Annotated in this window: 20 protein-coding genes, 1 tRNA gene and 1 pseudogene; 9 read left to right on the top strand and 13 right to left on the bottom strand. The window is 59.9% G+C overall.

What is annotated here, in order from left to right:
• Positions 1-299: 299 nt before the first annotated feature.
• From Q7V03_RS08665 to Q7V03_RS08635, 7 genes are read right to left on the bottom strand one after another with little or no spacing between them, the layout of a single operon-like run.
• Positions 300-2,306 carry an FAD-dependent oxidoreductase gene (locus Q7V03_RS08665; protein ID WP_304925201.1) on the bottom strand — a complete coding sequence of 669 codons (2,007 nt, stop codon included), beginning with the start codon at positions 2,304-2,306 and terminating at the stop codon, positions 300-302.
• Positions 2,307-2,317: 11 nt separating this feature from the next.
• The gene (locus tag Q7V03_RS08660) at positions 2,318-3,157 is read right to left on the bottom strand and encodes an ABC transporter permease (RefSeq protein ID WP_304925200.1); all 840 of its coding nucleotides are present in this window, start codon (positions 3,155-3,157) and stop codon (positions 2,318-2,320) included.
• Complete coding sequence (locus Q7V03_RS08655) at positions 3,150-4,013, bottom strand: ABC transporter permease (RefSeq protein WP_304925199.1); 864 nt, start codon at positions 4,011-4,013, stop codon at positions 3,150-3,152. Before Q7V03_RS08655 ends, Q7V03_RS08660 begins: the two co-directional genes overlap by 8 nt.
• On the bottom strand, positions 4,010-5,056 hold the full coding sequence (locus tag Q7V03_RS08650; protein ID WP_304925198.1) for an ABC transporter ATP-binding protein: 1,047 nt from the start codon (positions 5,054-5,056) through the stop codon (positions 4,010-4,012). The genes Q7V03_RS08655 and Q7V03_RS08650 overlap by 4 nt, the downstream gene beginning before the upstream one ends.
• Positions 5,057-5,116: 60 nt before the next feature.
• Positions 5,117-6,250, bottom strand: a complete 1,134-nt coding sequence (locus Q7V03_RS08645; RefSeq protein ID WP_304925197.1) for a PotD/PotF family extracellular solute-binding protein — start codon at positions 6,248-6,250, stop codon at positions 5,117-5,119.
• A gap of 39 nt (positions 6,251-6,289) precedes the next feature.
• On the bottom strand, positions 6,290-8,062 hold the full coding sequence (gene betA / locus Q7V03_RS08640) for a choline dehydrogenase (RefSeq protein WP_304925196.1): 1,773 nt from the start codon (positions 8,060-8,062) through the stop codon (positions 6,290-6,292).
• Complete coding sequence (locus tag Q7V03_RS08635; RefSeq protein WP_304925195.1) at positions 8,059-8,418, bottom strand: cupin domain-containing protein; 360 nt, start codon at positions 8,416-8,418, stop codon at positions 8,059-8,061. Before Q7V03_RS08635 ends, betA begins: the two co-directional genes overlap by 4 nt.
• A gap of 139 nt (positions 8,419-8,557) precedes the next feature.
• On the opposite strand from Q7V03_RS08635, the gene Q7V03_RS08630 reads away from it, so the two are divergent.
• Positions 8,558-9,514 (top strand): LysR family transcriptional regulator, encoded by a 957-nt coding sequence (locus Q7V03_RS08630; RefSeq protein WP_304925194.1) that lies wholly within the window; start codon positions 8,558-8,560, stop codon positions 9,512-9,514.
• 261 nt (positions 9,515-9,775) lie between these two features.
• Here the strand turns inward: Q7V03_RS08630 and Q7V03_RS08625 are convergent.
• Positions 9,776-10,054, bottom strand: a pseudogene (locus Q7V03_RS08625) (transposase); the annotation flags it as partial.
• Between the two features lie 136 nt (positions 10,055-10,190).
• Here Q7V03_RS08625 and Q7V03_RS08620 point away from each other — a divergent pair.
• Positions 10,191-10,583, top strand: coding sequence for a hypothetical protein (locus Q7V03_RS08620; RefSeq protein WP_304925193.1), 393 nt, complete (start codon positions 10,191-10,193; stop codon positions 10,581-10,583).
• A 309-nt stretch (positions 10,584-10,892) separates the two neighbouring features.
• Here the strand turns inward: Q7V03_RS08620 and Q7V03_RS08615 are convergent.
• Together Q7V03_RS08615 and Q7V03_RS08610 are read right to left on the bottom strand one after the other, a co-directional pair.
• Positions 10,893-10,967: transfer RNA gene (locus tag Q7V03_RS08615), tRNA-Asn, on the bottom strand.
• Between the two features lie 69 nt (positions 10,968-11,036).
• A complete protein-coding gene (locus tag Q7V03_RS08610; protein ID WP_304925192.1) occupies positions 11,037-11,930 on the bottom strand; it encodes an MBL fold metallo-hydrolase in 894 nt (297 codons plus the stop codon).
• A gap of 19 nt (positions 11,931-11,949) precedes the next feature.
• Between Q7V03_RS08610 and Q7V03_RS08605 the strand changes: the two genes are divergently transcribed.
• From Q7V03_RS08605 to Q7V03_RS08580, 6 genes are all read left to right on the top strand, one after another.
• Positions 11,950-13,290 (top strand): ATP-binding protein, encoded by a 1,341-nt coding sequence (locus Q7V03_RS08605; protein WP_304925191.1) that lies wholly within the window; start codon positions 11,950-11,952, stop codon positions 13,288-13,290.
• Positions 13,291-13,657: 367 nt separating this feature from the next.
• Positions 13,658-14,287: an ATP-dependent Clp protease proteolytic subunit gene (locus Q7V03_RS08600; RefSeq protein WP_304925190.1), complete on the top strand. Its 630-nt coding sequence runs from the start codon at positions 13,658-13,660 to the stop codon at positions 14,285-14,287.
• Positions 14,288-14,483: 196 nt separating this feature from the next.
• Entirely contained in the window at positions 14,484-15,749 is a 1,266-nt protein-coding gene (gene clpX / locus Q7V03_RS08595) for an ATP-dependent Clp protease ATP-binding subunit ClpX (RefSeq protein ID WP_304925189.1), read from the top strand.
• Between the two features lie 304 nt (positions 15,750-16,053).
• Positions 16,054-16,428, top strand: a complete 375-nt coding sequence (locus tag Q7V03_RS08590) for an NADH:ubiquinone oxidoreductase subunit NDUFA12 (protein WP_304925188.1) — start codon at positions 16,054-16,056, stop codon at positions 16,426-16,428.
• Positions 16,429-16,474: 46 nt separating this feature from the next.
• Positions 16,475-16,975: an outer membrane lipid asymmetry maintenance protein MlaD gene (mlaD, locus tag Q7V03_RS08585; RefSeq protein ID WP_304925187.1), complete on the top strand. Its 501-nt coding sequence runs from the start codon at positions 16,475-16,477 to the stop codon at positions 16,973-16,975.
• Positions 16,972-17,412, top strand: a complete 441-nt coding sequence (locus tag Q7V03_RS08580) for a DUF2155 domain-containing protein (RefSeq protein ID WP_304925186.1) — start codon at positions 16,972-16,974, stop codon at positions 17,410-17,412. Before mlaD ends, Q7V03_RS08580 begins: the two co-directional genes overlap by 4 nt.
• Here Q7V03_RS08580 and aat read toward each other — a convergent pair.
• The 3 genes from aat to accB form a co-directional block, all read right to left on the bottom strand.
• Entirely contained in the window at positions 17,376-18,005 is a 630-nt protein-coding gene (gene aat, locus Q7V03_RS08575) for a leucyl/phenylalanyl-tRNA--protein transferase (protein WP_304925185.1), read from the bottom strand. The genes Q7V03_RS08580 and aat overlap by 37 nt on opposite strands.
• A 136-nt stretch (positions 18,006-18,141) precedes the next feature.
• Entirely contained in the window at positions 18,142-19,491 is a 1,350-nt protein-coding gene (gene accC, locus Q7V03_RS08570; RefSeq protein WP_304925184.1) for an acetyl-CoA carboxylase biotin carboxylase subunit, read from the bottom strand.
• 4 nt (positions 19,492-19,495) lie between these two features.
• Positions 19,496-19,975 carry an acetyl-CoA carboxylase biotin carboxyl carrier protein gene (gene accB / locus Q7V03_RS08565; protein WP_304925183.1) on the bottom strand — a complete coding sequence of 160 codons (480 nt, stop codon included), beginning with the start codon at positions 19,973-19,975 and terminating at the stop codon, positions 19,496-19,498.
• A gap of 226 nt (positions 19,976-20,201) precedes the next feature.
• Here accB and Q7V03_RS08560 point away from each other — a divergent pair, with 226 nt between their 5' ends.
• A complete protein-coding gene (locus Q7V03_RS08560; protein ID WP_304925182.1) occupies positions 20,202-21,506 on the top strand; it encodes an NAD(P)-dependent oxidoreductase in 1,305 nt (434 codons plus the stop codon).
• Positions 21,507-21,516 lie beyond the last annotated feature (10 nt).

The following is a 21,516-nucleotide window of genomic DNA, read 5'->3' as shown; positions in this document are numbered from 1 at the left end:
AAATCGACCCGCCTTGGTAAGCGCTCCGGATAAAAGATCTTGTTCTGATGTCGTGACTTCAAGCACTGCAAGAAGCGGCGCACCTCAGTCACAGGCTGCGGCAGGCCTTTGAAGCCTCGTCAAATACCTCGGACGCTCCCACAAAGATCGACGCGCCACAGCTTGGTCTGCTTCGGGCGCTTTTCAACTGCTTACGAAACCTCAATTTTTTCGCCCTCGATTGCGGCTAGCGCTGATATCAGCATGAAGGCCGGGCATTTTGTAGAACACGTCGCCACAGGCCCGATCAGCCAGTAGCCTTAAAACAAACGCGCCAAGCGATGCGCTGCGTAGATGGCATGGGCAATCAGGCCAGGCGCCACGCAATCACCCACAGGGACGACAGATTGAATACTCGCCTCGGTCAGCCGGTTCCGGTCTGACAGCAACTGCGTTGCCAGCCCATCTTGCGGAATTCGGTCTGCGACCAACACAAGGTGATCTATCCGGCACTCCAACACCGGACCGCCGAGCTTAGAGACAAGCAGGGCTTCTCCTTCGGAAACACCGGCCAAATCGCGTCCCGCGATAAGTTCAACCCCAAGGCTTGTCAGACGGCGCAACACGCGATCCTGTTCTAGAGTCAAGCTCAGAAAGCCCGAATGTGACATCGCCGGGGTGGAAAATATAACCTCCGCCCCGGAAAGCCGCAGTTTTTCGGCAATCAGGCCGCCGATATAGCCGCCTTCGGTGTCATGCACCAAAATCCGGCCTTTGGGGCAGAGGCCATCCATAATGTCATCTGGTGTCAAAATCGGACAGGTAAACTCCACGCCACTCCGCCCATCACGCGCCATCGGCCCACGTCGCCACTCCGCACCGGTGGCAATCACCACGCGCGCGGCCCCAAAGCCCAGAATATCGGCAACCTCCATCCGGCTGCCGGGGTAGAGTTCGACATTGGGCAGCTTGGCCAACTGGCCCAAACGGTAATCGCGCACCCGGCCCCACGCAGCAATGCCCGGCAAGGCCGCTTCGCGCGACACCCGACCACCAAAGCTGTCGCGGGCTTCTGCCAGCGTGACGTGATGGCCGCGCCGCGCCAACGACAGCGCACATTCGAGCCCGGCTGGCCCGCCGCCCACAATCAACACCCGATCGTCAGAGCGGCGGGCGGGCATGATTTCAGGATGCCAACCCGCACGACCTTCCTCCATCATCGTGGGGTTCTGCGTGCAGCGGATCGGTACAAAGCTGTTTTCGCACGACAGGCAGATATTGCAGCCAATACATTCGCGAATATCGTCGATGCGGCCTTCGGCAATCTTTAGCGGCAGGAACGGATCGGCAATCGAAGGCCGCGCGGCCCCGATGAAATCCAGCACGCCCCGCCTGATCTGGCTGACCATGGTATCGGGCGAGGTAAAGCGCCCCACGCCTACAACCGGCTTGCCGGTGATCTGTTTGACAAATCGCACGAACGGCTCTTGATAGCCTTCTTGCGAAAACCGCGCGGTCTGGCTGTCATTTGACCAATCGGAAAGGTTGACGTCCCAAAGATCGGGCAAATCTTTCAGCAGCTCAACCACCTCTGCCCCTTCGCCATCGTGGGTCAGACCATCCGGGCCAAGGAACTCTTCCACGGCGAAACGCAGCGCCACGGCACAACGATCCCCTACCGCGTCTTTGGTATCCTCCAGCAGTTCGCGCAGCAGCCGGGCGCGGTTTTCCAGATTGCCGCCATATTCGTCGCTGCGGTCGTTGAAACGCCGGGCCAGAAAATGCGAGGCGATGGACAGGTTGTGGCTGGCATAGACATAGATGATATCGAACCCGGCCGCCTTGGCGCGCAAGGCGGCGGCGCGGTGATCTTGACGCAGGGTGCGGATGTCGGCTTTGTCCATCGCGCGAGCCTGAACCGGCTCGATCGCCTCGATCAGCAAACGCGACGATGGGCCGATGCTGGGCCGCCGTGACGTGCGGTTGGCCGAATAAAGCCCCATATGGGCCAGTTCCGCCCCCGCAAGCGCGCCATGCTTATGCACCAGATCTGCCATGCGAGCTTGGCGCGCAATGTCTGTGTCACTGGAAAACCGCAGGGCGGGATAGGGCGAGATATCTGCATCCTGCGAAATTTCGATATTCTCGGTGCAAACCACGCCCCAGCCGCCCATCGCCTTCATCTCGCGCATGGCGGCCACGTCGGCGGGGGCGCGATCTGCGATGCCGGTGCAATGCGGCACCTGGTAAAATCGGTTTGGCGCGGTGACAGGGCCGATGCGCACAGGTTCAAACAGCACGCTATAGCGGGGATCCATACGGGACATATCAACGCCTTTCATCGGGTGATTTTGCGCAATTGGCGGACATACCAAACCATGATCAGGCTGAGGCATGCAAAGACCGACAGGCTAATCACCACCGACGCCACCGCAATCTGTGGGGTGGCTGCGGATCGCAGGCCAAGCCACATCAACACCGGCAGGGTTTGAGTGTCGCGGTCGGTCAAAAACAGCACCATGACGAATTCGTTCAACGAGATGACAAAGGCGAACAACAGCGACGATATCAGACCAGTGGATATCATCGGCACTTCGATCTCGAAGAATGTGCGAAGCGGCGGGCAGCCCAGATCCTGCGCGGCCTCGATCACCCGGCGGTCAATCATCCGAAACACCGCCTCCATCAGCAGGAACACCAGCGGCATCGCCCAAAGTGAATGCGCGATCATCACCAGCAGATGCGATCCCAACAGGCTGTAGCCGCCAATGCTGAACCGGCTGAAGGTCAAAGCCACGCCCAACCCCAGAACGATGCCGGGCATGAACAGCGGCAACATCAACAGCACATAAAGCAAAGTGCTGAACCGCAAAGTATAGCGCGTGTAGGCGTAGGCCGCAGCCACTCCGGCGACGCTGGACATCACCGCCGTGCCAGTGGCGATGATCAGACTATTGATCAATGCCCCGGTCCATTGCGGGCTTGCCGCAAACTCGGCGTACCAACCCAAAGACCATGACCTGATGGGAAACCGCAGTTGTGCCGCACCACTGAACGACATGGCCAGCGTCACCAGCACCGGGATCAGGATATAGGCCACAAGACTGAGGGTGAAAACCGCCGCAATCGCCCGCAGCAAGCGCGGTCCGATCCGGGGTGCGCGCAGGGCGTCAGACATGGAACGACCTTTGCTGCAGTTGCAGCCACCGTGTCAGCAGAACCACCAGCGCCACCCCGACCACCAGCACCATCGACAGGGCGGCGGCCATCGGCCAATGGTGTTTGCCAAGCATCTGGGCCTGAATGAGAAATCCCAGCGTCCACAGCGTATCTGGCCCCAACGCCATCGGCGTGGCGTAGGTACCCATGGTCCAGATGAACGCTTGCGCGAAAGCCGCAAGCAACCCGGCCCGCGTTTGCGGCAACAAAACCTCGTAAAGGGTTGTCAGGGGCGGCGCGCTCAAATCTAACGCAGCCTCAAGAACCCGGCGATCCAGTCCATCGAACACGGAAAGCAGGATGAAAAAGCAATAGGGCAGGGTGATGTAGACCTGCCCGACCAACGCCGCACCCTCGGTATACGTCAGGCTGATCTTGTCGGTGATCAGGCCCGAAGACATCAGGGCGACACTCAGCAGCCCATTCCTTGGAAACACCATCCACCAGCCGAAAATGATTGCGATTTCGGAAATCAACAGCGGCAACAAGGCCAGCCCGATAAACCAAAGCCGCCAACGCGCGGGTTTCAGCCAGACAATCAACGCAAAGCCATAAGCCAGAACAATCGTCACTGCCGAGCCGATCAAGGCCAGCCAGATCGTGTTCCAGATTGCCCCCGCAATCACCGGATCGTGGGTCAGGCGGGCATAGTTCTCGAAGGTGAAGCCGGGGGTGAAATAGCTTTGCGGCGCGTGGGCGTTGACGCTCATCCGCGCCATGTAAAGGGCGGGCACACCAAAAAACACCACCGCAAGGATCTGCGCCGGGGTCAGCAACAGCCAAGGCGCAAGGCGGCTGCGTTTTGGGCCAGTCATTGGAATATCCGCATCGCGCTGGAATCCCAACCGATCAGAGCGTCTGCGCCCGACTCTGCCGTCAAGGCACCCGGCTGGTCACCCACAATCTCGCAGGGGCCTGCCATCAAATGGTGGCGGTATTTTTCACCCAGAAACGCGACAAAGCCAAGCCGTGCGATCACGCGGTTTGGCATGGCCTGCGCCGCCTGTCCAAGGCTGGGCTGCGAGGGGCGCAAATAAAGCCTGTAGGCGCCATCCGGCAAAGGTTGCGCCAGATGCAGGTCCAAAGTACCTGTTGCTGGATCAACTCCCCGTCCGCCCTCTATCCGGAATGTCAGACAACAGGTTTCCCCGACAAAGGTGTGAATGAACTCGTTTGCCGCCGCGTTGAACACGGTTTCGGGGCAGTCAGTCTGTTCGATTTTGCCGCTGCGCATTACCGCGACGCGGTCCGACATCGCCATCGCCTCACCTTGGTCATGGGTGACGTAGATTGCGCTAAAGCCGATTTCATCATGCAGACGTTTGATTTCAGAGCGCAATTGCAGGCGCAATGATAGGTCAAGCGCCGACAAAGGCTCGTCGAACAACAAGATCGCGGGCCGCACAGCCATAGACCGCGCCAGCGCGACCCGCTGCTTTTGTCCACCCGAAAGCTGGTCGGGATAGCGGTCTTCCAGCCCTTGCAGCCGCACCACTGCCAACGCTTCGGCAACACGAACCGCAATATCGGCCTTTGCAATCCGGCGCATCCGCAAGCCAAACGCCACGTTTTCGGCCACGGTCTTGTGTGGAAACAGCGCGCCGGATTGGAAAATCGTCGCGGTGTCGCGCAGATAGGGCGGCAGATGATCCACCCGCCCGCCGTTGAGGCCGATAGCCCCTGAATCGATGCTTTCAAACCCACCAATCAACCGCAAGGTCGAGGTTTTGCCAGCCCCCGAAGGCCCCAGCAGGGTCACGAATTCGCCCTTGGCCACGGTCAGCGACACGTCATCCACGGCCACGACCGGGCCGTAGTTTCGGCAGATGTGATCCAGATCAAGGGCTGTTTGTGGCACGGGGCAACTTTCTTGATTTCAAAAGCGGACGGCGGCATCTGCGGATGCCGCCGTTTCGGTTCAGCCCGCCGAGCGGGTGATGGTTTGTTTCATCCGATCATCGAAGGCCTGATAATTGGCGTTGATCTTGGCCCAGCCATCAATGGTGATCAGTTGGAACATCTTGTGGAAATCGGCGTTTGATTGCGGATAGCCAGTCCAATGCGGCGGCACCGTCACGTCCTTGCGCGACATGAACACCATGGACTTTGCAAGGAACCGGCCCTGCGTTTCTTTTTCCAGCAGATAGTTCAAAAAGAAATCCGCCAGATCGTTGTGCCGGGTGCCGCGCACCTTGATGAACCAGTCGGTCCAAGCCGAAGTGCCCTCTTTCGGCACGCCAGCGACATATTCATCGGGGCTATCGGTCAGAAAACCAAGCGCATCCGAGGAATAAGTCAGCGCCGCATCCGCCTCTTTTTGGTTGAGAAGGTTGGCCTGTTCGGCGCCGGTCATGTACCAGCGCGCGACTTTCAACTGACCCATCTTGGCAAACAACGGCTCGGCAGTGGCGAGTGCGTACATTTCATCAAGGCCCGGATGTGCCGTGCTCATCGCGGCCGGAACCGAAAGCGACCACCACCACGATGACCCATCCGCCGTGACCTTGCCTGCAAGCCGGTCATCCCACAGCACGCCCCAGGTATCAGGTGCAATTTCCAGGCGTTTGCGCACAATCAGCATCGACGTGCCCCCGGCAAATGGCACGCCCCAGCTTTCATAGCCAGGCCGGGTTTCGGCGAAATACGGATAGACCGCGTCAAGATTGGGAATCGAAGCGCGATCAGCCTTGGCCCACAGCCCTTCGGACTGGCCCTGGCCTGCGATGAATTCCTCGGTCACGGTGATATCGAATGGGGGATTGTCGGCCGGGGCTGCAATGATCTGCGGCACCATTTGATCCCAGCCGCCAACGCTTTCAACCTTGGTGCCGTATTGCGCGTTGAACGGGTCAATCACGGTTTCCTTGAACACCAGTTCATAATTGCCCGACCACGGCACAACGATCAGGCTTTCACCGGCAAAGCTGGTTTGTGCGGTGGCAAGCGCGGCTCTGCCGATGATTGCGGGCATCGCCAACAGGCCGACGCCTGCCGCAGTATATTGCAGCAAGCGGCGACGGTTCAAGGATTGGTCCTGGCGGATACGGCTCATCTTTGGCTCTTTGCTGTGGGTTGCGAAGGCGGGCGCGTGTCAGGTTGGCAGCGCCGTGCCCCGTGCGTTGGCCAGCAAAACGTCGCGCAAGGCGGCACGGTCGTTGGAATAATCCTGCAGGATGTGCGGCGACCGCTGAGCGGTGGCCCAGTCTTGCGCGGCCAAAAGCGGGGCATCGGTGGCCACAGGCAGGTGGCGACCCCGGATCAGATCGGCCATCCGTTCGGCTATCACCAAGGTTGGCGCGTTCAGATCGCCCGCGGTGGCCTGCGGCATGACCGAGGCATCAACCACCCGCAGCGCCTCCAACCCATGCACCCGGCCATCAGGGTGGGTGACTGCTGCCGCATCGGTGCCCATCCGGCAAGTGCCGCTGGGATGATAGGCGCTTTCCAGTTTACGCTTCAAAAACGCATCCAACGCCTCGTCGGTGGTCACATCGGCCCCCGGAGCCAGCTCTGCCCCGCGATAGGGGGCCATGGCGGTCTGTGCGAAAATCTCCCGCGTCAGGCGGATGCAGGCGCGGTAGTCCAGCCAGTCGTCCGGATGTGTCATGTAGTTGAACCGCACCCGCGGCAGGCTTTGCGGCCTTGCATCGCGCAGCCGCACCCAACCGCGGCTTTTTGAGCGTTTGGTGCCAACATGCACCTGATAGCCGTGGCCGCGCACCGCCGATTTGCCATCATAGGAAATCGCCAGCGGCAAAAAGTGATATTGAATATCGGGGTAAACAATTCCGGCGCGACTGCGGATATGGCCACCGCTTTCAAAATGGTTGGTGGCGCCCAAGCCGCGATGGGTCAGCAGCCATTCCACACCGATCCGCGCTTTGCCCAGCAAACTGATCGCTGGATAAAGGCTGATCGGCTGGGTACATTCCTGTTGGATATAGACCTCAAGATGATCCATCAGGTTTTCGCCCACCCCCGGGCTGTCGTGCCGCACCGTAATGCCGTGCTCTCGCAATTCGGCAGATGGCCCCACACCCGAGCGTTTCAGGATCACCGGCGACATGATCGCGCCGGCAGACAGAATAACCTCCCGCCCAGCACGCGCCCGGCAAGCCTGACCGTTGACCGCAAACACCACCGCCGTGGCCCGGCGGCCTGCAAATTCGATCTTGTCCACCAGTGCTTTTGTGATCACCCGCACATTGCCGCGCGCCATCGCGGGGCGCAGATAGGCCACGGCGGCGCTGCAGCGCGCACCACCGCCGACGTTCATCTCCATCGGGCCAAAGCCTTCGTGCTGGCGTTGGTTCATGTTCGGGCTTTGCGCATAGCCTGCCTGCACCCCGGCCTGCACAAACGCGTGGTAAAGTGGGTTGGTTTCCCGGCCACGCGTCACTTTGATCGGCCCATCGGTGCCCCGCAACGGCCCACCGCCTTGCACATCTTCCAGCCGCTGAAAATACGGCAGCACGTTGGACCATCGCCAGCCGTCGGCACCCAAAGCTTCCCACAGCTCATAGTCCATCGGATTGCCGCGCACCCAACACATGCCATTGATCGAGGACGACCCGCCGAGCCCCTTGCCGCGCGGCAGGTTCATCACCCGCCCGTCCAGACCTGGCTCGGGTTCGGTGGTCATGCCCCAGTTAAACCGGGTGGTGTTCATCGGGATTGACAGCGCCGAGGGCATGGCCACGATCGTGGCGCGGTCGTTGCCGCCAGCCTCCAGCACCAGAATACGCACCTTGGGGTCTTCCCCCAACCGATTGGCCAAAACACAGCCCGCCGATCCGGCCCCAATGATGACGTAATCGTAGCTGCCCTCATCGCGCAACGCAGGTTCAGCCTGACGCTGTGTCATTCGACGATCACATAGAATTTCAACATCGCCACAGGCTGCCGCCAGATGCCCTTGAAGCCTTTCGGAACCAAAAAAGCATCGCCCTTGCGGTAAGTTTCGCAGATTTCGTCATTCTCCAGCGTCACTTCACCTTCCAGAACGATCATGAATTCATCACAAGGATAGTTTTCGTAGTGTTCGGTATAAGCGGTAGATCGCCAGATTCCGGCGCGAAGTTTTGCCTCGGGGCGCTGAAAATAGCTGAAATCCTGACCCAGTGGCAGGCCAGCCAAAAGTTCTGCGTGATCCAGCGGCACGTCGGCCAAAGCACCCCAACCTGTTGGCCCTGATGATGAAAACCGGATCGGAACAACCATGCGAAGTCTCCTTTTACAGGCAAAGCCCTGCGGTATCTGCCAAAAGGCAGTGCCGCGGAACTATGCGGGTCGGCGATCAAGGGTGACAAGTGACAAGATTTCAGTCAGCGTAACCTCAGGTTATTCCAGAGGTGGCAGAATGCGGAAATGGCGATCCCTTACCGCCTTGCGGGCCTGTGACGCCGTGGCGCGCACCGGCAGCGTTTCGGCGGCCGCAACAGAGTTGCACGTCACCCGCCCTGCAATCAGCAAGCAGCTTGCCTTGCTGGAGCAGGACCTTGGCTGCGCGCTGTTTGAACGCACCGGCAACAGAATCCGGCTGACAGACGCCGGGCAAGAGCTATGTCACGGCTTGAAACAGGCGTTTGATCTGATCTCTTCCACAACCGAAAGCGTCGTCCGGCGGTCAGGTCAGGGCCAGCGCGTGCGGGTTCTGGTCTGCCGCGATTTCGCCTCGGGCTGGCTGGCGGGGCAGGTAGGGTCATTTCTGGTGGCCAATCCGGGCATTTCGGTTGAAATAACCGCCGAAAAGAATGGCAGTTTTCGCCATGACGAGGATTTCGATTTTCGCATCTTCTATGGGATGCATGGCGAACATCCGTCGGGTCTGCTGATGGAAAGCGAACTGTGCCGGTGGATTGACATGCCAGTTTGCACACAAGGCTTTGCCGACCGGTTTTTGCAGCCCGGTCAGTGCGTCGCACAAGCCCCGTATTTCATCGACAACAACTATGACGTCTGGGAAGAATGGTGCGCGTATTCAGGATTTGATCCGGGAGGCGCGCGCCTGCACAGGACCCTGTTCAACGAAACGACGCTGAGCATTTCGGTTGCAACCTCTGGCGGCGGGCTGGCGATGGGGGACAGCTTTCTGACATTGCCGCTGATCCGTCTGGGCGAACTGATTGTGCCGTTCGATGCGGGTTTGATCAGCACGCAAACATATTCCCTGTTTTCGTCGCCGAGCAGTGTCAGGTCAAAGGCTGCAAACCGTTTTGAACACTGGTTGCGCGCGGCTGTTGCGAGCTATCAATCGACGGTGCTGGAGCAGCTGGCTCTACGCGGAATTCGCGTGCTGGATAGGTCAGCGGCATAACGTCATCGGCCTTTTGAGCAAGCGGCAGCTTCGTCTTGCAGGGTCACTGATCGCCAAATCTGGCCAAGCAAACTCTACTCTGGCCAAACATGGTCGCATAGCGCTGTTGTCGCCTGTGATTTAAGGGTTTGGATTTCATTTGGCCCCAAATCGTGATCAGTTCAGCTCAAAGAGACGCGAAGATCAGCGACACTCAGAGACCCAGAACTGGTCCGGTGCATCCGTTGCCCGGCAGTTGATTGCTTGCAATCAACGAGAGGGGACATCGAACTCCCGGTTTAGAGTATTGTCCGCCACGACAGCGGCGCAGCCACCATAAGAACCGGGCTTCTTTTTGTAACCGATTTGGACCCTTATGCCCGCCAGCCGCGCCAAACGCCAAGCCCGGTTGGGGCTGATGTCTTCGCCGATGTCGCACAGACCATCATGCAGTTTGGGGTATCCATAGGCTTCACCACTTTTCTCCCAAGCTGTTTGGAGCAGCTTGGTTTGCCGCTGATCTTCCAACGCTCGTAGGGAAAACGGGTCGCGCAGCCTTGCAAGCATCGCCCAGATTTGCCGGGCCATCTTGTTGGCCAGTGCTATGGCTGCCAACATCTTCGGTTTACGCTGCATCATTCATGGATGTCCTCTTCTTCTGTGATGGCTTCAACACTCATCACATTGGCACTTTGCGATGCCGTCAGGAGGGGGCATCCACGCCATCAACAGAGCCGCTGCCCGCCATAAAGGCGTGCCCCTTGTTGAGGTCTGTGCCGAGTTTGGCGTCAATCTGCGCACCGGCCAGCGCATGATCCGGGGCTTGGAGGCAGCGTTTCCGAGCGTTGAGTTCTCGACCGACCAGGATCGATGGCGCTGGTGGAAGCTGAGTGACACGAGAACTCTGGGGATGCAGGGTATCCGTGACGGCGAGTTGGAGGCTTTGGAGATGAGCATTCGCCGCGCCCAACGCGAAGGGGCCATCAGGCATGTGGGGTGGCGCTGTTGTATGCGGTGCCAGCGCTCCTTCTGGAGCGATGACGTTGTGCGGTCGCGAATCTGCGCGCCTTGCAAGATGCGGATCGAATAGGAACACCCCTCGATGTGCCCAATGCACAGCGAGGGTCCGGGCTGGTGCCTCTAACGCCCGGCGGAGATAGGAAACCGAGCCTCCGTGACAAATATCGGACCCAGCAGCGCGGTTTGCTGCTCTTTGCTGCCTGGCGCTGTAGCACCCTCTGCCGAAAGGCTGGGGGTGTTTGCTTTCGCGCAAGCGAGCCAGTGACTTATGGCCGCCTACCGACCTCCTGCAAAACCTACGGTATTCTTACGGCTCGGTCATAAACTACGAGAAACCCCCTGAGGGGTTTCCGTAAGTAGCTGAAATCTTTGTAAGATTTGGCTCCGGCGGTAGGGATCGAACCTACGACCAATTGATTAACAGTCAACTGCTCTACCGCTGAGCTACGCCGGAACACGAGGGGTCTATAGCAAGGGTGTTTGGGGGCGTAAAGGGGGGGCACGCATAAAAATGCATTGCAGCTCAGATGATTTTGAACTGGGCCTCGGGGCCAAGCGGACCTGCCGAGGTCACGACACTTCTGTCATGCAGATCAATAAGATGCGCAAGAATGTTGCGGGCGGCGGCAGGCAGTAGGGCGGGCGGGGTATCGGTGTAAAGCTGCAAGGCGAGATCGGCGGGGCGGGCGGGGCCTGCCTGCAATGCGGCACGGATCGCGGTTTCGCGGGCGCGACGGTGGGCGACAAGCTCGGCCAGACGCGCAGCCGGATCGGCGATTGTCTCGCCATGGCCGGGCAAAAACTGCCGCCATCCGCGCGTGGCCAACCGCTGCAGCGACGTCCTATAGTCCGCCATATCGCCATCGGGCGGCGAGATCAGCGTGCTGGCCCACCCCATCACATGATCGCCGCTGAACAGATCCTCCCCCAGCGCGAAGCACAGATGCCCGCCCATATGGCCAGGGGTGTGCACAGCCTCAATCTGCAGGCCTGCCAGCGCCAGCACCGCACCATCCGCCACCCGCACATCCGGCGCAAAGCCCAGATCAACGCCCTCGCCGCCGCCCTGCAACCCAACCAAAGCCAGCCGTTGCATCACTGCCGAGCGCCCCGCCAAAGCTCGGCCAAAGCCGTAGACCTGCGCCCCGGTCGCCGCCCGTAACTTCGGCACCAGCGCGGAATGGTCCAGATGCGGATGTGTCAACAGAATCGCCCGCAACGGGGCATCCCGCAAAGCCGCCAGCACCGCCGCCAGATGATCGGGCAGGGCAGGGCCGGGGTCGATCACCACCGCGCCATCGCGCCCGCGCAGCACATAGGTGTTGGTGCCAGTCCCGGTCATCGGGCTGGGGTTTGCCGCCCTGATCCGCCACACGCCATCCGCTACTTGCATCCCGGCCTTCCCATCTTGCCGCATCCTCGCTAATCTTGCCGCTATGCAGCGCCGCCTCAAGCCCCTTCTGCCCCGCAGCCTGTTTGGGCGTGCAGCGCTTATTCTGGTGCTGCCGGTGGTGGTGGTGCAGCTGATCGTCTCGATCGCCTTCATCCAGCGGCATTTCGATGGCGTCACCCGGCAGATGACCGGCGGCGTTAGCATCGAGATTCGCTACATCCGGGCCCGTATTGATGCGGTTGAGACGCAAGCCCAAGCAAAAGCCCTCGCCTATGATCTCACGCGCGGGCTGGATCTTGGCCTGAAATTCCCGCTGAACGCGGCTGAAATCCCGCAAGCCGACAGCCGTGCGTGGTTCGACTATGCCGGGCGTGCCGTCGCCCTGACGCTGTATGAGCGGCTGTCGGGTGTGCGTGCGGTCGATCTGACCAGCAATCCCTTGGCGGTGCAGGTCTATCTGGATACCAACAAAGGCCCAATCCGGTTTGAGATAAAACGCTCGCGCATCTCGGCCAGCAACCCACACCAACTGCTGGTCTGGATGGTATTTACCTCGGCGCTGATGACCTTCATCGCCTATATTTTCCTGCGCAACCAACTCAGCCCGATCACAAGGCTTGCCCGCGCCTCGGACGCCTTCGGCAAGGGCCAAACCGTGCCCTACACCCCGCGCGGCGCCACCGAAGTCCGCGCGGCGGGCAATGCGTTTTTGAACATGCGCGCCCGGATTGAACGCCAGATCGAAAGCCGCACCCAGATGCTGTCGGGCGTCAGCCACGATCTGCGCACGCCGCTGACCCGGCTGAAACTTGGCCTGTCGTTCTTGCCCGAAGACGATGACACCCGCGCGTTGCAGCAGGATGTCGCGGATATGGAGCGCTTGGTGGATGAATTCCTGTCCTTCGCGCGCGGTGATGCGATGGAAGAGGCCGAGCCCACCGATCCCATCGCCTTGCTGCAACATGTGGTGGATAACGCCCGCCGCATGGGCCAACCGGTCACGCTTGGCGCCGCCAAATTTGACTCGGGTGATGCGCTGGATGTCGCCCGCCTGCGCCCGCAGGCCATCACCCGTGCGTTAGAGAATCTGATCGGTAATGCGGTGCGCCATGCCAAACATGTCGAGGTCAGCCTGCAAATCTCTGACCGCGCCTTGCGCTTTATCGTCGAAGATGACGGCCCCGGCATCGCCAAAGACCGCCGCGACGAGGCGCTAGAGCCGTTCAAACGGCTGGATCCGGCGCGCAACCCCAACAAGGGCGGCGGCGTGGGGCTGGGCCTGTCGATAGCCTCTGACATCGCCCGCAGCCATGGTGGTGCTTTACGTTTGGGCGACAGCGAGCGCATGGGCGGTTTGCGGGCAGAGATCAGCGTGGCACGCTGACCCACCGCCCTTCGGCCCTGTCAGGCCGCCTCGCTTGCCACGATCGCACCCCACAACAGCGGCGTGGCCTGAAGCGGCCAATAAGCGGCCAAATGCCTGCGCAGAATTTGTGTTCGCGTCGAGCGCGCAGCGGGGCCGCCCATACGTTGGCATCCCATTGAAACACCGCCGCCGCGTCCTATTTCAGCGAAGTTGAAATTCTTGTACGAACCAAATTTTCAGCACATCCCAGCTAAACCCAAACGCAACCCATCGCCGATTGCAGCAATGCGCCCGACCGCCCTTGCACCCCCCCGCGCGCGCCTCTAAGACTCTGCAAAGCATCCGGCGATAAAACAGTTCCACGGACCTAAACAGGCAGGTTTCCATGCGCGATCCAGTTGACCACTACATGAATACGCTCGTGCCGATGGTGGTCGAACAGACCAGCCGCGGCGAACGCGCTTACGACATTTTCAGCCGCATGCTGAAAGAACGTATCATTTTCCTGTCCGGCCAGGTGCATGACGGCATGTCATCGCTGATCTGCGCCCAGCTTTTGTTCCTTGAGGCGGAAAATCCGTCAAAGGAAATCTCGATGTATATCAACAGCCCCGGTGGCGTTGTGACAAGCGGTCTCTCGATCTATGACACCATGCAATACATCCGCCCCAAGGTTTCAACCTTGGTGATCGGGCAGGCGGCCTCGATGGGTTCGCTTTTGCTGCAAGCGGGCGAAAAGGGCATGCGCTTTAGCCTGCCGAACAGCCGCGTCATGGTCCACCAGCCTTCGGGCGGCTACCAAGGCCAAGCGACCGACATCATGATCCATGCGCGCGAAACCGAAAAGCTGAAGCGCCGCTTGAATGAGATCTACGTCCGCCACACCGGCAACGATTATGAGACGGTCGAAGCCGCACTAGAGCGCGACAATTTCATGTCCGCCGAAGATGCCAAGGCTTGGGGCCTGATCGATGAGATTCTCGAAAGCCGTGGCAAGGCTGACGAAGTGAAGTAAACTCGGTGCCCCCGCTGATACCGGGGGCGCTTTCGGCCCGTCCAGGCAGGGCGGGGGCACTTTCGGCCCGTCCACGCAGGGCGGGGCGCTTTCGGCCCGTCCACGCAGGGCGGGGCACTTTCGGATTGTAGAGGTTTGGGCCTTGGCCTACACTTCCTTCAAACGCCCCTTACGGGCGCAGGGCTAGAGGATACCCATGGCGAACAATACCGGCAGCGACAGCAAGAACACGCTCTACTGCTCCTTCTGCGGCAAAAGCCAGCATGAGGTGCGCAAGCTGATCGCCGGCCCGACGGTCTTCATCTGTGATGAATGTGTCGAGCTGTGTATGGACATCATCCGCGAGGAAACCAAGACCACGGGGCTGAAAACCACCGATGGCGTGCCAACGCCGCGTGATATTTGTAAGGTTTTGGATGATTATGTCATCGGTCAAGTCCATGCCAAGCGCGTGCTCTCGGTCGCGGTGCACAACCACTACAAGCGGTTGAACCACGCCAGCAAAACCGACATTGAACTGTCGAAATCCAACATCTTGCTGATTGGCCCAACGGGTTGCGGCAAGACGCTGTTGGCGCAGACCTTGGCCCGCATCTTGGATGTTCCGTTCACCATGGCGGATGCGACGACTTTGACCGAAGCGGGTTATGTCGGTGAAGATGTGGAAAACATCATCCTGAAATTGCTGCAAGCCTCGGAATATAACGTTGAACGCGCACAACGCGGCATCGTCTATATCGACGAAGTGGACAAGATCACCCGCAAGTCGGACAATCCCTCGATCACCCGCGACGTGTCGGGCGAGGGCGTGCAGCAAGCCCTGCTGAAGATCATGGAAGGCACCGTGGCAAGCGTTCCGCCGCAAGGTGGCCGCAAGCATCCGCAGCAAGAATTTCTGCAAGTCGATACCACGAATATCCTGTTCATCTGTGGCGGGGCATTCTCGGGGCTTGAGAAGATCATTGCGCAACGCGGCAAAGGCTCAGCCATCGGCTTTGGCGCGGCGGTGAAAGGCCCGGAAGATCGTGGTGCTGGCGAATTGTTCCAGGAACTAGAGCCGGAAGATCTGCTGAAATTCGGTCTGATCCCGGAATTCGTCGGTCGCCTTCCCGTGATCGCCACCCTGACCGATCTGGATGAGGCCGCGCTGATCACGATTTTGACCGAGCCGAAGAACGCTTTGGTCAAGCAATATCAGCGGCTGTTCGACATCGAAGGCACCAAGCTGACCTTCACGCCGGATGCCCTCATCGCCATCGCCAAACGCGCCATCAAGCGCAAAACCGGCGCGCGCGGCCTGCGTTCGATCATGGAAAGCATCTTGCTGAACACCATGTTTGAATTGCCCGGCATGGATGATGTCGAAGAGGTCGTGGTCAATGAAGAAGCCGTCAACAACGGCGCGGCTCCCTTGTTGGTCCACACCGAGACGAAGAAAAAAGAACCTGCAACCGCCAGCTAAGGCGTGCGCAGAACGGATGCAGCGGCGGGCCATTGGCTCGCCGTTTTGCTTTCTGCGGTGCGCGCCGCCATGCAACCCAAGTTGCCACCTGCATCGCTACTACATGTTGTGCAAATGCCCATCTATACCACAAGTCTCTCCCCGCGGGGAAAGCCGTTTTGGGAAAAAAGCCCCGCCGCCCCGGATAAACCCGGCCCCGGTCAATGCTGCGAAACTGCGCGCAAAGTCGTGTGGTGCTTGCGTGCCCCCTAGACCTTTCCACCCCTTTCGGCCATATCAAGACGAAACCCCTGCGGAGGCCTCTATGTATTTCCTCAAGCGAATGTTGACCTGGTGGAACAGCCAAACCCTTGGCACCCAGCTATACACCGCCCGCAAGGGTCAGAAGGTCGGCGAGGATGAGCAGGGCAATATCTATTACCAAACCGCCGACACCAAGCGCCGCTGGGTGATCTACAACGGCGAATCCGAGGCATCGCGCGTTTCGCCCGATTGGCACGGCTGGCTGCATTTCACCTGGAATGATCCGCCGACCAAAACCCCGCTGAAGCACAAAGCCTGGGAGCAGCCGCATCAGGAAAACCTGACCGGCACCGCCGCCGCCTATGCCCCTCCCGGCTCGATCCGCGCACATGCCCCCGCCTTGCGCAGCGATTACGAGGCGTGGCAGCCGAAATAATGCCAGCCTGAATAATGGCAGCCCGAATAAGGCCTGAGACCCAGACATGAGTGAAAATCGCGCAGAAATCTTGGCCGGAGCCGCCGTGCTCGCCGCCGCATTAGGCTTTCTGGTCTATGCTACGGGCGGGCAGGGCCTGACCGCAGCCGCCGGAACCTATCCGTTGAAAGCCTCGTTTCGCTCGGTCGATGGCATCACCCCCGGCTCGGATGTGCGGCTGGCGGGCGTCAAAGTGGGCAGCATCACAGCACTGACGTTGAACCCCGAAACCTTCTTTGCCGATGCCAGCATCGTCATCGACAGCAAAATCCAGTTGCCGACCGACACCGCGATTCTGATCTCGTCCGAGGGCCTGCTTGGCGGTAATTTTGTCGAACTGGTGCCCGGTGGCGCCCTCGATATCCTCGCCCCTGGCGATGAGATTGAAGACACCCAAGGTTCGGTCAGCCTGATATCGCTGTTGTTGAAATTTGTCTCGGGCGGCTCCTCCAGCGGCGACAAACCGGCTGATCCGGCCGCGACCGCACCGGATGCTTCAACACCATGAAGCGCTTGGCGATTTGCCTTAGTCTGCTGGCCAGCATGGCCACAGCGCAGGACGTCGCCGACGCCCCCGGAGCGAAACTGCGCCTGCTCGATAAGCTGACCGGCACGGTCACCGATCTTGATCTGTCGACGGGCCAATCGCAAACCGTGGGCCGCCTGACCGTGCAGATGGACGGCTGCCGCTATTACCCCGACAGCCCCGCCGCCGAGGCTTTTGCGCATCTGACCATCTTGGACGCCAATGTGCCTGACCCGGTGTTCAACGGCTGGATGACCGCCTCTAGCCCGGCATTGTCGGCTTTGGACAACGCCCGCTACGATGTCTGGGTGCTGCGCTGCGACGTGCCCGATGTGGTGCTGCCCGATGTCGAAGACCCGCCCGCAGATACACCCGGCGAAGGTCAAGACCCCAACGCCACTGATGGTGGCAACGGCTGATAGCCTTCGGGTGTGAAGGTCGCTTGGCCTTGCACCGCTGCCCCGAGGCGGCGCTGATACTCCGCACGCGGAATTTCCACAGCACCTAGCGACGCCAGATGCGGCGTCAGAAACTGCGTGTCAAACAGGGCAAACCCACCCGCCCGCAGCCGATGGGTCAGATAAGCCAGCGCAGTTTTAGACGCATTGGTCTGGCGTGAAAACATGCTTTCACCGAAAAACGCCGCCCCCAAAGTCACCCCATACACCCCGCCAATCAGCGCTTCCCCGTGCCAAACCTCTAGGCTGTGCGCAAAACCCGTTCGGTGCAGCGCAGTGTAAAGCCCGGTAATCTCGGCGTTGATCCAAGTCTCAGGCCGATCTGCGCAGCCTGCCACCACGTCCGAGAACGCCTCATTGACGCTGACGCGGTAATCCGCCGTCAGGATATGCTTGGCCAGCGAGCGCGAAATATGAAAGCCATCCAACGGGAAGATCCCACGCCGCTTCGGATCAACCCAGTGAATTTCAGGATCATCCCGCCCCTCCGCCATCGGGAAAATTCCGATGCCATAGGCGCGCAAGAGCATGTCGGGTGTCAGCATCTGGGTCATGGGCGTAGAGGGGGTCTTTACGGCTAATGTGTTAAAAATCCGTTAATGGCCCATAGTCAAGCCATTGACTTCAAATTATAAAAAAAGGTCCCGAGTTGGGACCATAAGAAAGGGCGCCCGAAAGCGCCCCTCAATTTCATTGCCCGAAGGTCGCTTCCAGCCATTGCTCCAGCCAGTGAATGCCATATTCCCCATTCTGAATATCCGGTTCGGCCAGCAGCATATCAAACAGCGGCACCGTGGTCTCAATGCCGTCGATGATCAACTCCCCCAGCGCCCGCTTCAACCGCGCCAAAGCCTCGGGCCGATCCCGGCCGTGCACGATCAGTTTCCCGATCAAGCTGTCATAATAAGGCGGAATCGAATAGCCGCCATACAGCGCCGAATCCATCCGCACGCCCAAACCACCCGGCGCGTGGAACACGTTGACCTTACCGGGGCGCGGCGCGAAATCGGGCAGCCGCTCGGCGTTGATCCGCACCTCAATCGCGTGGCCGTTGATTTCCAGCTCATCCTGCGTGAAGGACATATCCATCCCGGCAGCCACCCGGATTTGTTCGCGCACAAGGTCCACCCCGAAGATCGCTTCCGTCACAGGATGTTCCACCTGCAACCGGGTGTTCATCTCAATGAAGAAAAACTCGCCATCCTCATACAGAAACTCAATCGTGCCTGCGCCGATATAGTTGATCTTGGCAACAGCATCGGCGCAAACCTTGCCAATCCGCGCCCGCATTTCTGGCGTGATGCAGGGGCCGGGGGCCTCCTCGAACACCTTCTGGTGGCGGCGTTGCAGGGAACAATCCCGCTCACCCAGATGCACCGCGCGCCCCTTGCCGTCACCGAACACCTGAATCTCGATATGGCGCGGCTTTTGCAGATATTTCTCGATATAGACTTCGTCATTGCCAAATGCCGCCTTTGATTCCGCCCGCGCGGTCCGAAACGCGATCTCAAGTTCCTCAGCGTTCTTGGCAACCTTCATGCCACGGCCGCCACCGCCTGCGGTGGCTTTGATGATCACCGGAAAGCCGATGCCCGCCGCCACACCGATCGCCGTTTCATAGTCGGCCACCCCGCCATCCGAGCCCGGCACCACTGGAATCCCCAGATCTTTTGCGGTGATCTTGGCGGTGATCTTGTCACCCATTATGCGGATGTGCTCGGCTTTCGGGCCGATAAAGGTGATGCCGTGATCCTCCAACGCCTGCGCGAACGCGGCATTTTCAGACAGGAACCCATAGCCCGGATGCACCGCCTGCGCGCCGGTGATCTCGCAGGCCGAGATGATAGCGGCTTTAGACAAGTAGCTTGCCGAGGACGAGGCGGGACCGATACAGACCGACTCGTCGGCCATCCGCACATGCATCGCATCAGCGTCTGCGGTAGAATGCACGGCGACCGATTTGATCCCCATCTCCTGGCAGGCGCGGATCACGCGGAGGGCGATCTCGCCCCGGTTGGCGATCAGGATTTTTTCAAACATCGGCTTACTCGATGATCATCAGCGGCGCGCCGTATTCGACAGAATTGCCGTCGGCGACAAGGATGCGTTTCACGGTGCCGGCCCGCTGGGCGGGAATGTGGTTCATGGTTTTCATCGCTTCGATGATCATCACGGTCTGACCCTCGGTCACCACCGAGCCTACGGCGACAAAGGCCGCAGCCCCGGGTTCCGCTGATAAATAGCAGGTTCCCACCATCGGCGACGTCAAAGCGCCGGGATGCTGCGCCGGATCTTCGATGACGGCAGGTGCTGCAGCGGCGGCTGCAACAGGCGCAGGCGCGTAGTGCATCGCGGGCGCAGCGGCCACCTGAACGATATTGGCTTGCTTGACGACGCGGACTTCAAGGCTGTCATCCTCGCCATACTCACGTTTAACTGACAGTTCGGTCAGTTCATTCTTATTCAAAAGCTCTGCAAGAGCCGAGATAAACGCAACGTCTGCGTCGGAAGATTGTTTGCTCATGCCGTCCTCTTTTGGCGTCATTGCTGCGCGCTGGATGGGCCATATCCGCGCCTTGATCGCACACATATACATAAGCCAGCGCCTAGAAAAAAGGCCCAAGATCGGTTGCGGCTGGCCAGAGCTAAAAAAACTGCCCACAAACCTTCTTAGATAAAATTTACCATTTGATAAAAAAATAAAGCTGTGCCAGCCTCAAGAAAACAACACAGCCAAGGGAGGCTCCGCCTTGTCCAATAGCCCGTTGACCCCCGGTGTGGTGGCAGAGCGCTTGTCGCCCGCTGCTTACGCCGAGAACTTTTCCGATGTGCAGCCGGTGTTTGATCGACACGAGGCGCGGGTGGCGGCGGATCGCTGTTACTTCTGCTTTGACGCACCCTGCATGACGGCGTGCCCGACCTCAATCGACATTCCCCTGTTCATCCGCCAGATCGCTACTGGCACGCCGGATGCGGCGGCCAAGACGATCTTTGCGCAGAATATTCTGGGGGGAATGTGCGCGCGGGTCTGCCCGACCGAGCAGCTGTGCGAGGAGGTTTGCGTGCGCGAAGTGGCCGAGGGCAAGCCGGTGGAAATTGGGCGGTTGCAGCGCTTTGCCACCGATACGCTGATGGGTAAGGGCGTGCATCCTTTCACGCGGGCGGCTTCGACGGGCAAGCGGGTTGCGGTGGTCGGGGCAGGGCCTGCGGGGCTTGCCTGCGCGCATCGCTTGGCGCTGAAGGGGCATGAGGTCACGGTGTTTGAGCGCCACGCCAAGCCCGGTGGTTTGAACGAATACGGAATCGCTGCCTATAAAACACCTGAGAATTTCGCCGCGCGTGAGGTGGAGTGGTTGCTGAAAATCGGCGGAATCACGGTGAAAACTGGAGTCGAGCTGGGCCGCGATGTGACGCTGGATGAGCTGGAAAAGGACTATGACGCAGTGTTTCTGGGCATCGGTCTGGCCGGGGTGAATGCGTTGCGGGCAGCGGGCGAGGATCTGAAGGGTGCGCGCAATGCCGTTGATTTCATTGCCGAACTGCGGCAATCGGATAAGCCCTCGGTTGCGGTTGGCCGCGATGTGGTGGTGATCGGCGGCGGCATGACGGCGGTGGATGCGGCGGTGCAATCCAAGCTGCTCGGTGCCAATTCGGTGACGATGGTGTATCGGCGCGGCAAGGATAAAATGAGCGCTTCGGAATATGAGCAAGACCACGCGACGCAAAGCGGCGTGCGGATCATCTATGGCGCGGCTCCGGTTAGGGTTCTTGGCGATGCTTCGGTCGAAGGCGTTGAGTTTGCCTATACCCATGATGGCCCGAACGGCCTTGAGATGGGCGAGACCTTCACGCTGAAGGCCGATCAGGTGTTCAAGGCGATTGGCCAGACGCTGGGTGCTGCCCCGATTGGCAAAGACGGCGCCAAGTTGGTGAAACAGCAGGGCAAAATCTGGGCCGGTGGCGATTGTGCCGCAGGCGGCGAAGATTTGACGGTGACGGCCGTGGCCGAGGGCCGCGATGCGGCTGAAGCCATTCATGCAAGCCTGATGGCGTAAGGGGATTATC

Origin of the sequence: Cypionkella sp. (assembly GCF_030652235.1) — a bacterium.
Classification (GTDB): Bacteria; Pseudomonadota; Alphaproteobacteria; order Rhodobacterales; family Rhodobacteraceae; genus Cypionkella.
This window is presented reverse-complemented; position numbering and strand designations above follow the sequence as displayed.

Bases quoted from the DNA above. Each gene is read 5' to 3' on its own strand.
- accB (WP_304925183.1), bottom strand. From the start codon at position 19,975: ATGAGCAAACAATCTTCCGACGCAGACGTTGCGTTTATCTCGGCTCTT.
- Q7V03_RS08630 (WP_304925194.1), top strand. From the start codon at position 8,558: ATGCGGAAATGGCGATCCCTTACCGCCTTGCGGGCCTGTGACGCCGTG.
- accC (WP_304925184.1), bottom strand. From the start codon at position 19,491: ATGTTTGAAAAAATCCTGATCGCCAACCGGGGCGAGATCGCCCTCCGC.
- Q7V03_RS08590 (WP_304925188.1), top strand. From the start codon at position 16,054: ATGTATTTCCTCAAGCGAATGTTGACCTGGTGGAACAGCCAAACCCTT.
- Q7V03_RS08665 (WP_304925201.1), bottom strand. From the start codon at position 2,306: ATGTCCCGTATGGATCCCCGCTATAGCGTGCTGTTTGAACCTGTGCGC.
- Q7V03_RS08620 (WP_304925193.1), top strand. From the start codon at position 10,191: ATGCCGTCAGGAGGGGGCATCCACGCCATCAACAGAGCCGCTGCCCGC.
- Q7V03_RS08580 (WP_304925186.1), top strand. From the start codon at position 16,972: ATGAAGCGCTTGGCGATTTGCCTTAGTCTGCTGGCCAGCATGGCCACA.
- Q7V03_RS08605 (WP_304925191.1), top strand. From the start codon at position 11,950: ATGCAGCGCCGCCTCAAGCCCCTTCTGCCCCGCAGCCTGTTTGGGCGT.
- betA (WP_304925196.1), bottom strand. From the start codon at position 8,062: ATGACACAGCGTCAGGCTGAACCTGCGTTGCGCGATGAGGGCAGCTAC.
- mlaD (WP_304925187.1), top strand. From the start codon at position 16,475: ATGAGTGAAAATCGCGCAGAAATCTTGGCCGGAGCCGCCGTGCTCGCC.
- Q7V03_RS08660 (WP_304925200.1), bottom strand. From the start codon at position 3,157: ATGTCTGACGCCCTGCGCGCACCCCGGATCGGACCGCGCTTGCTGCGG.
- Q7V03_RS08600 (WP_304925190.1), top strand. From the start codon at position 13,658: ATGCGCGATCCAGTTGACCACTACATGAATACGCTCGTGCCGATGGTG.
- clpX (WP_304925189.1), top strand. From the start codon at position 14,484: ATGGCGAACAATACCGGCAGCGACAGCAAGAACACGCTCTACTGCTCC.
- Q7V03_RS08645 (WP_304925197.1), bottom strand. From the start codon at position 6,250: ATGAGCCGTATCCGCCAGGACCAATCCTTGAACCGTCGCCGCTTGCTG.
- Q7V03_RS08635 (WP_304925195.1), bottom strand. From the start codon at position 8,418: ATGGTTGTTCCGATCCGGTTTTCATCATCAGGGCCAACAGGTTGGGGT.
- Q7V03_RS08610 (WP_304925192.1), bottom strand. From the start codon at position 11,930: ATGCGGCAAGATGGGAAGGCCGGGATGCAAGTAGCGGATGGCGTGTGG.
- aat (WP_304925185.1), bottom strand. From the start codon at position 18,005: ATGACCCAGATGCTGACACCCGACATGCTCTTGCGCGCCTATGGCATC.
- Q7V03_RS08655 (WP_304925199.1), bottom strand. From the start codon at position 4,013: ATGACTGGCCCAAAACGCAGCCGCCTTGCGCCTTGGCTGTTGCTGACC.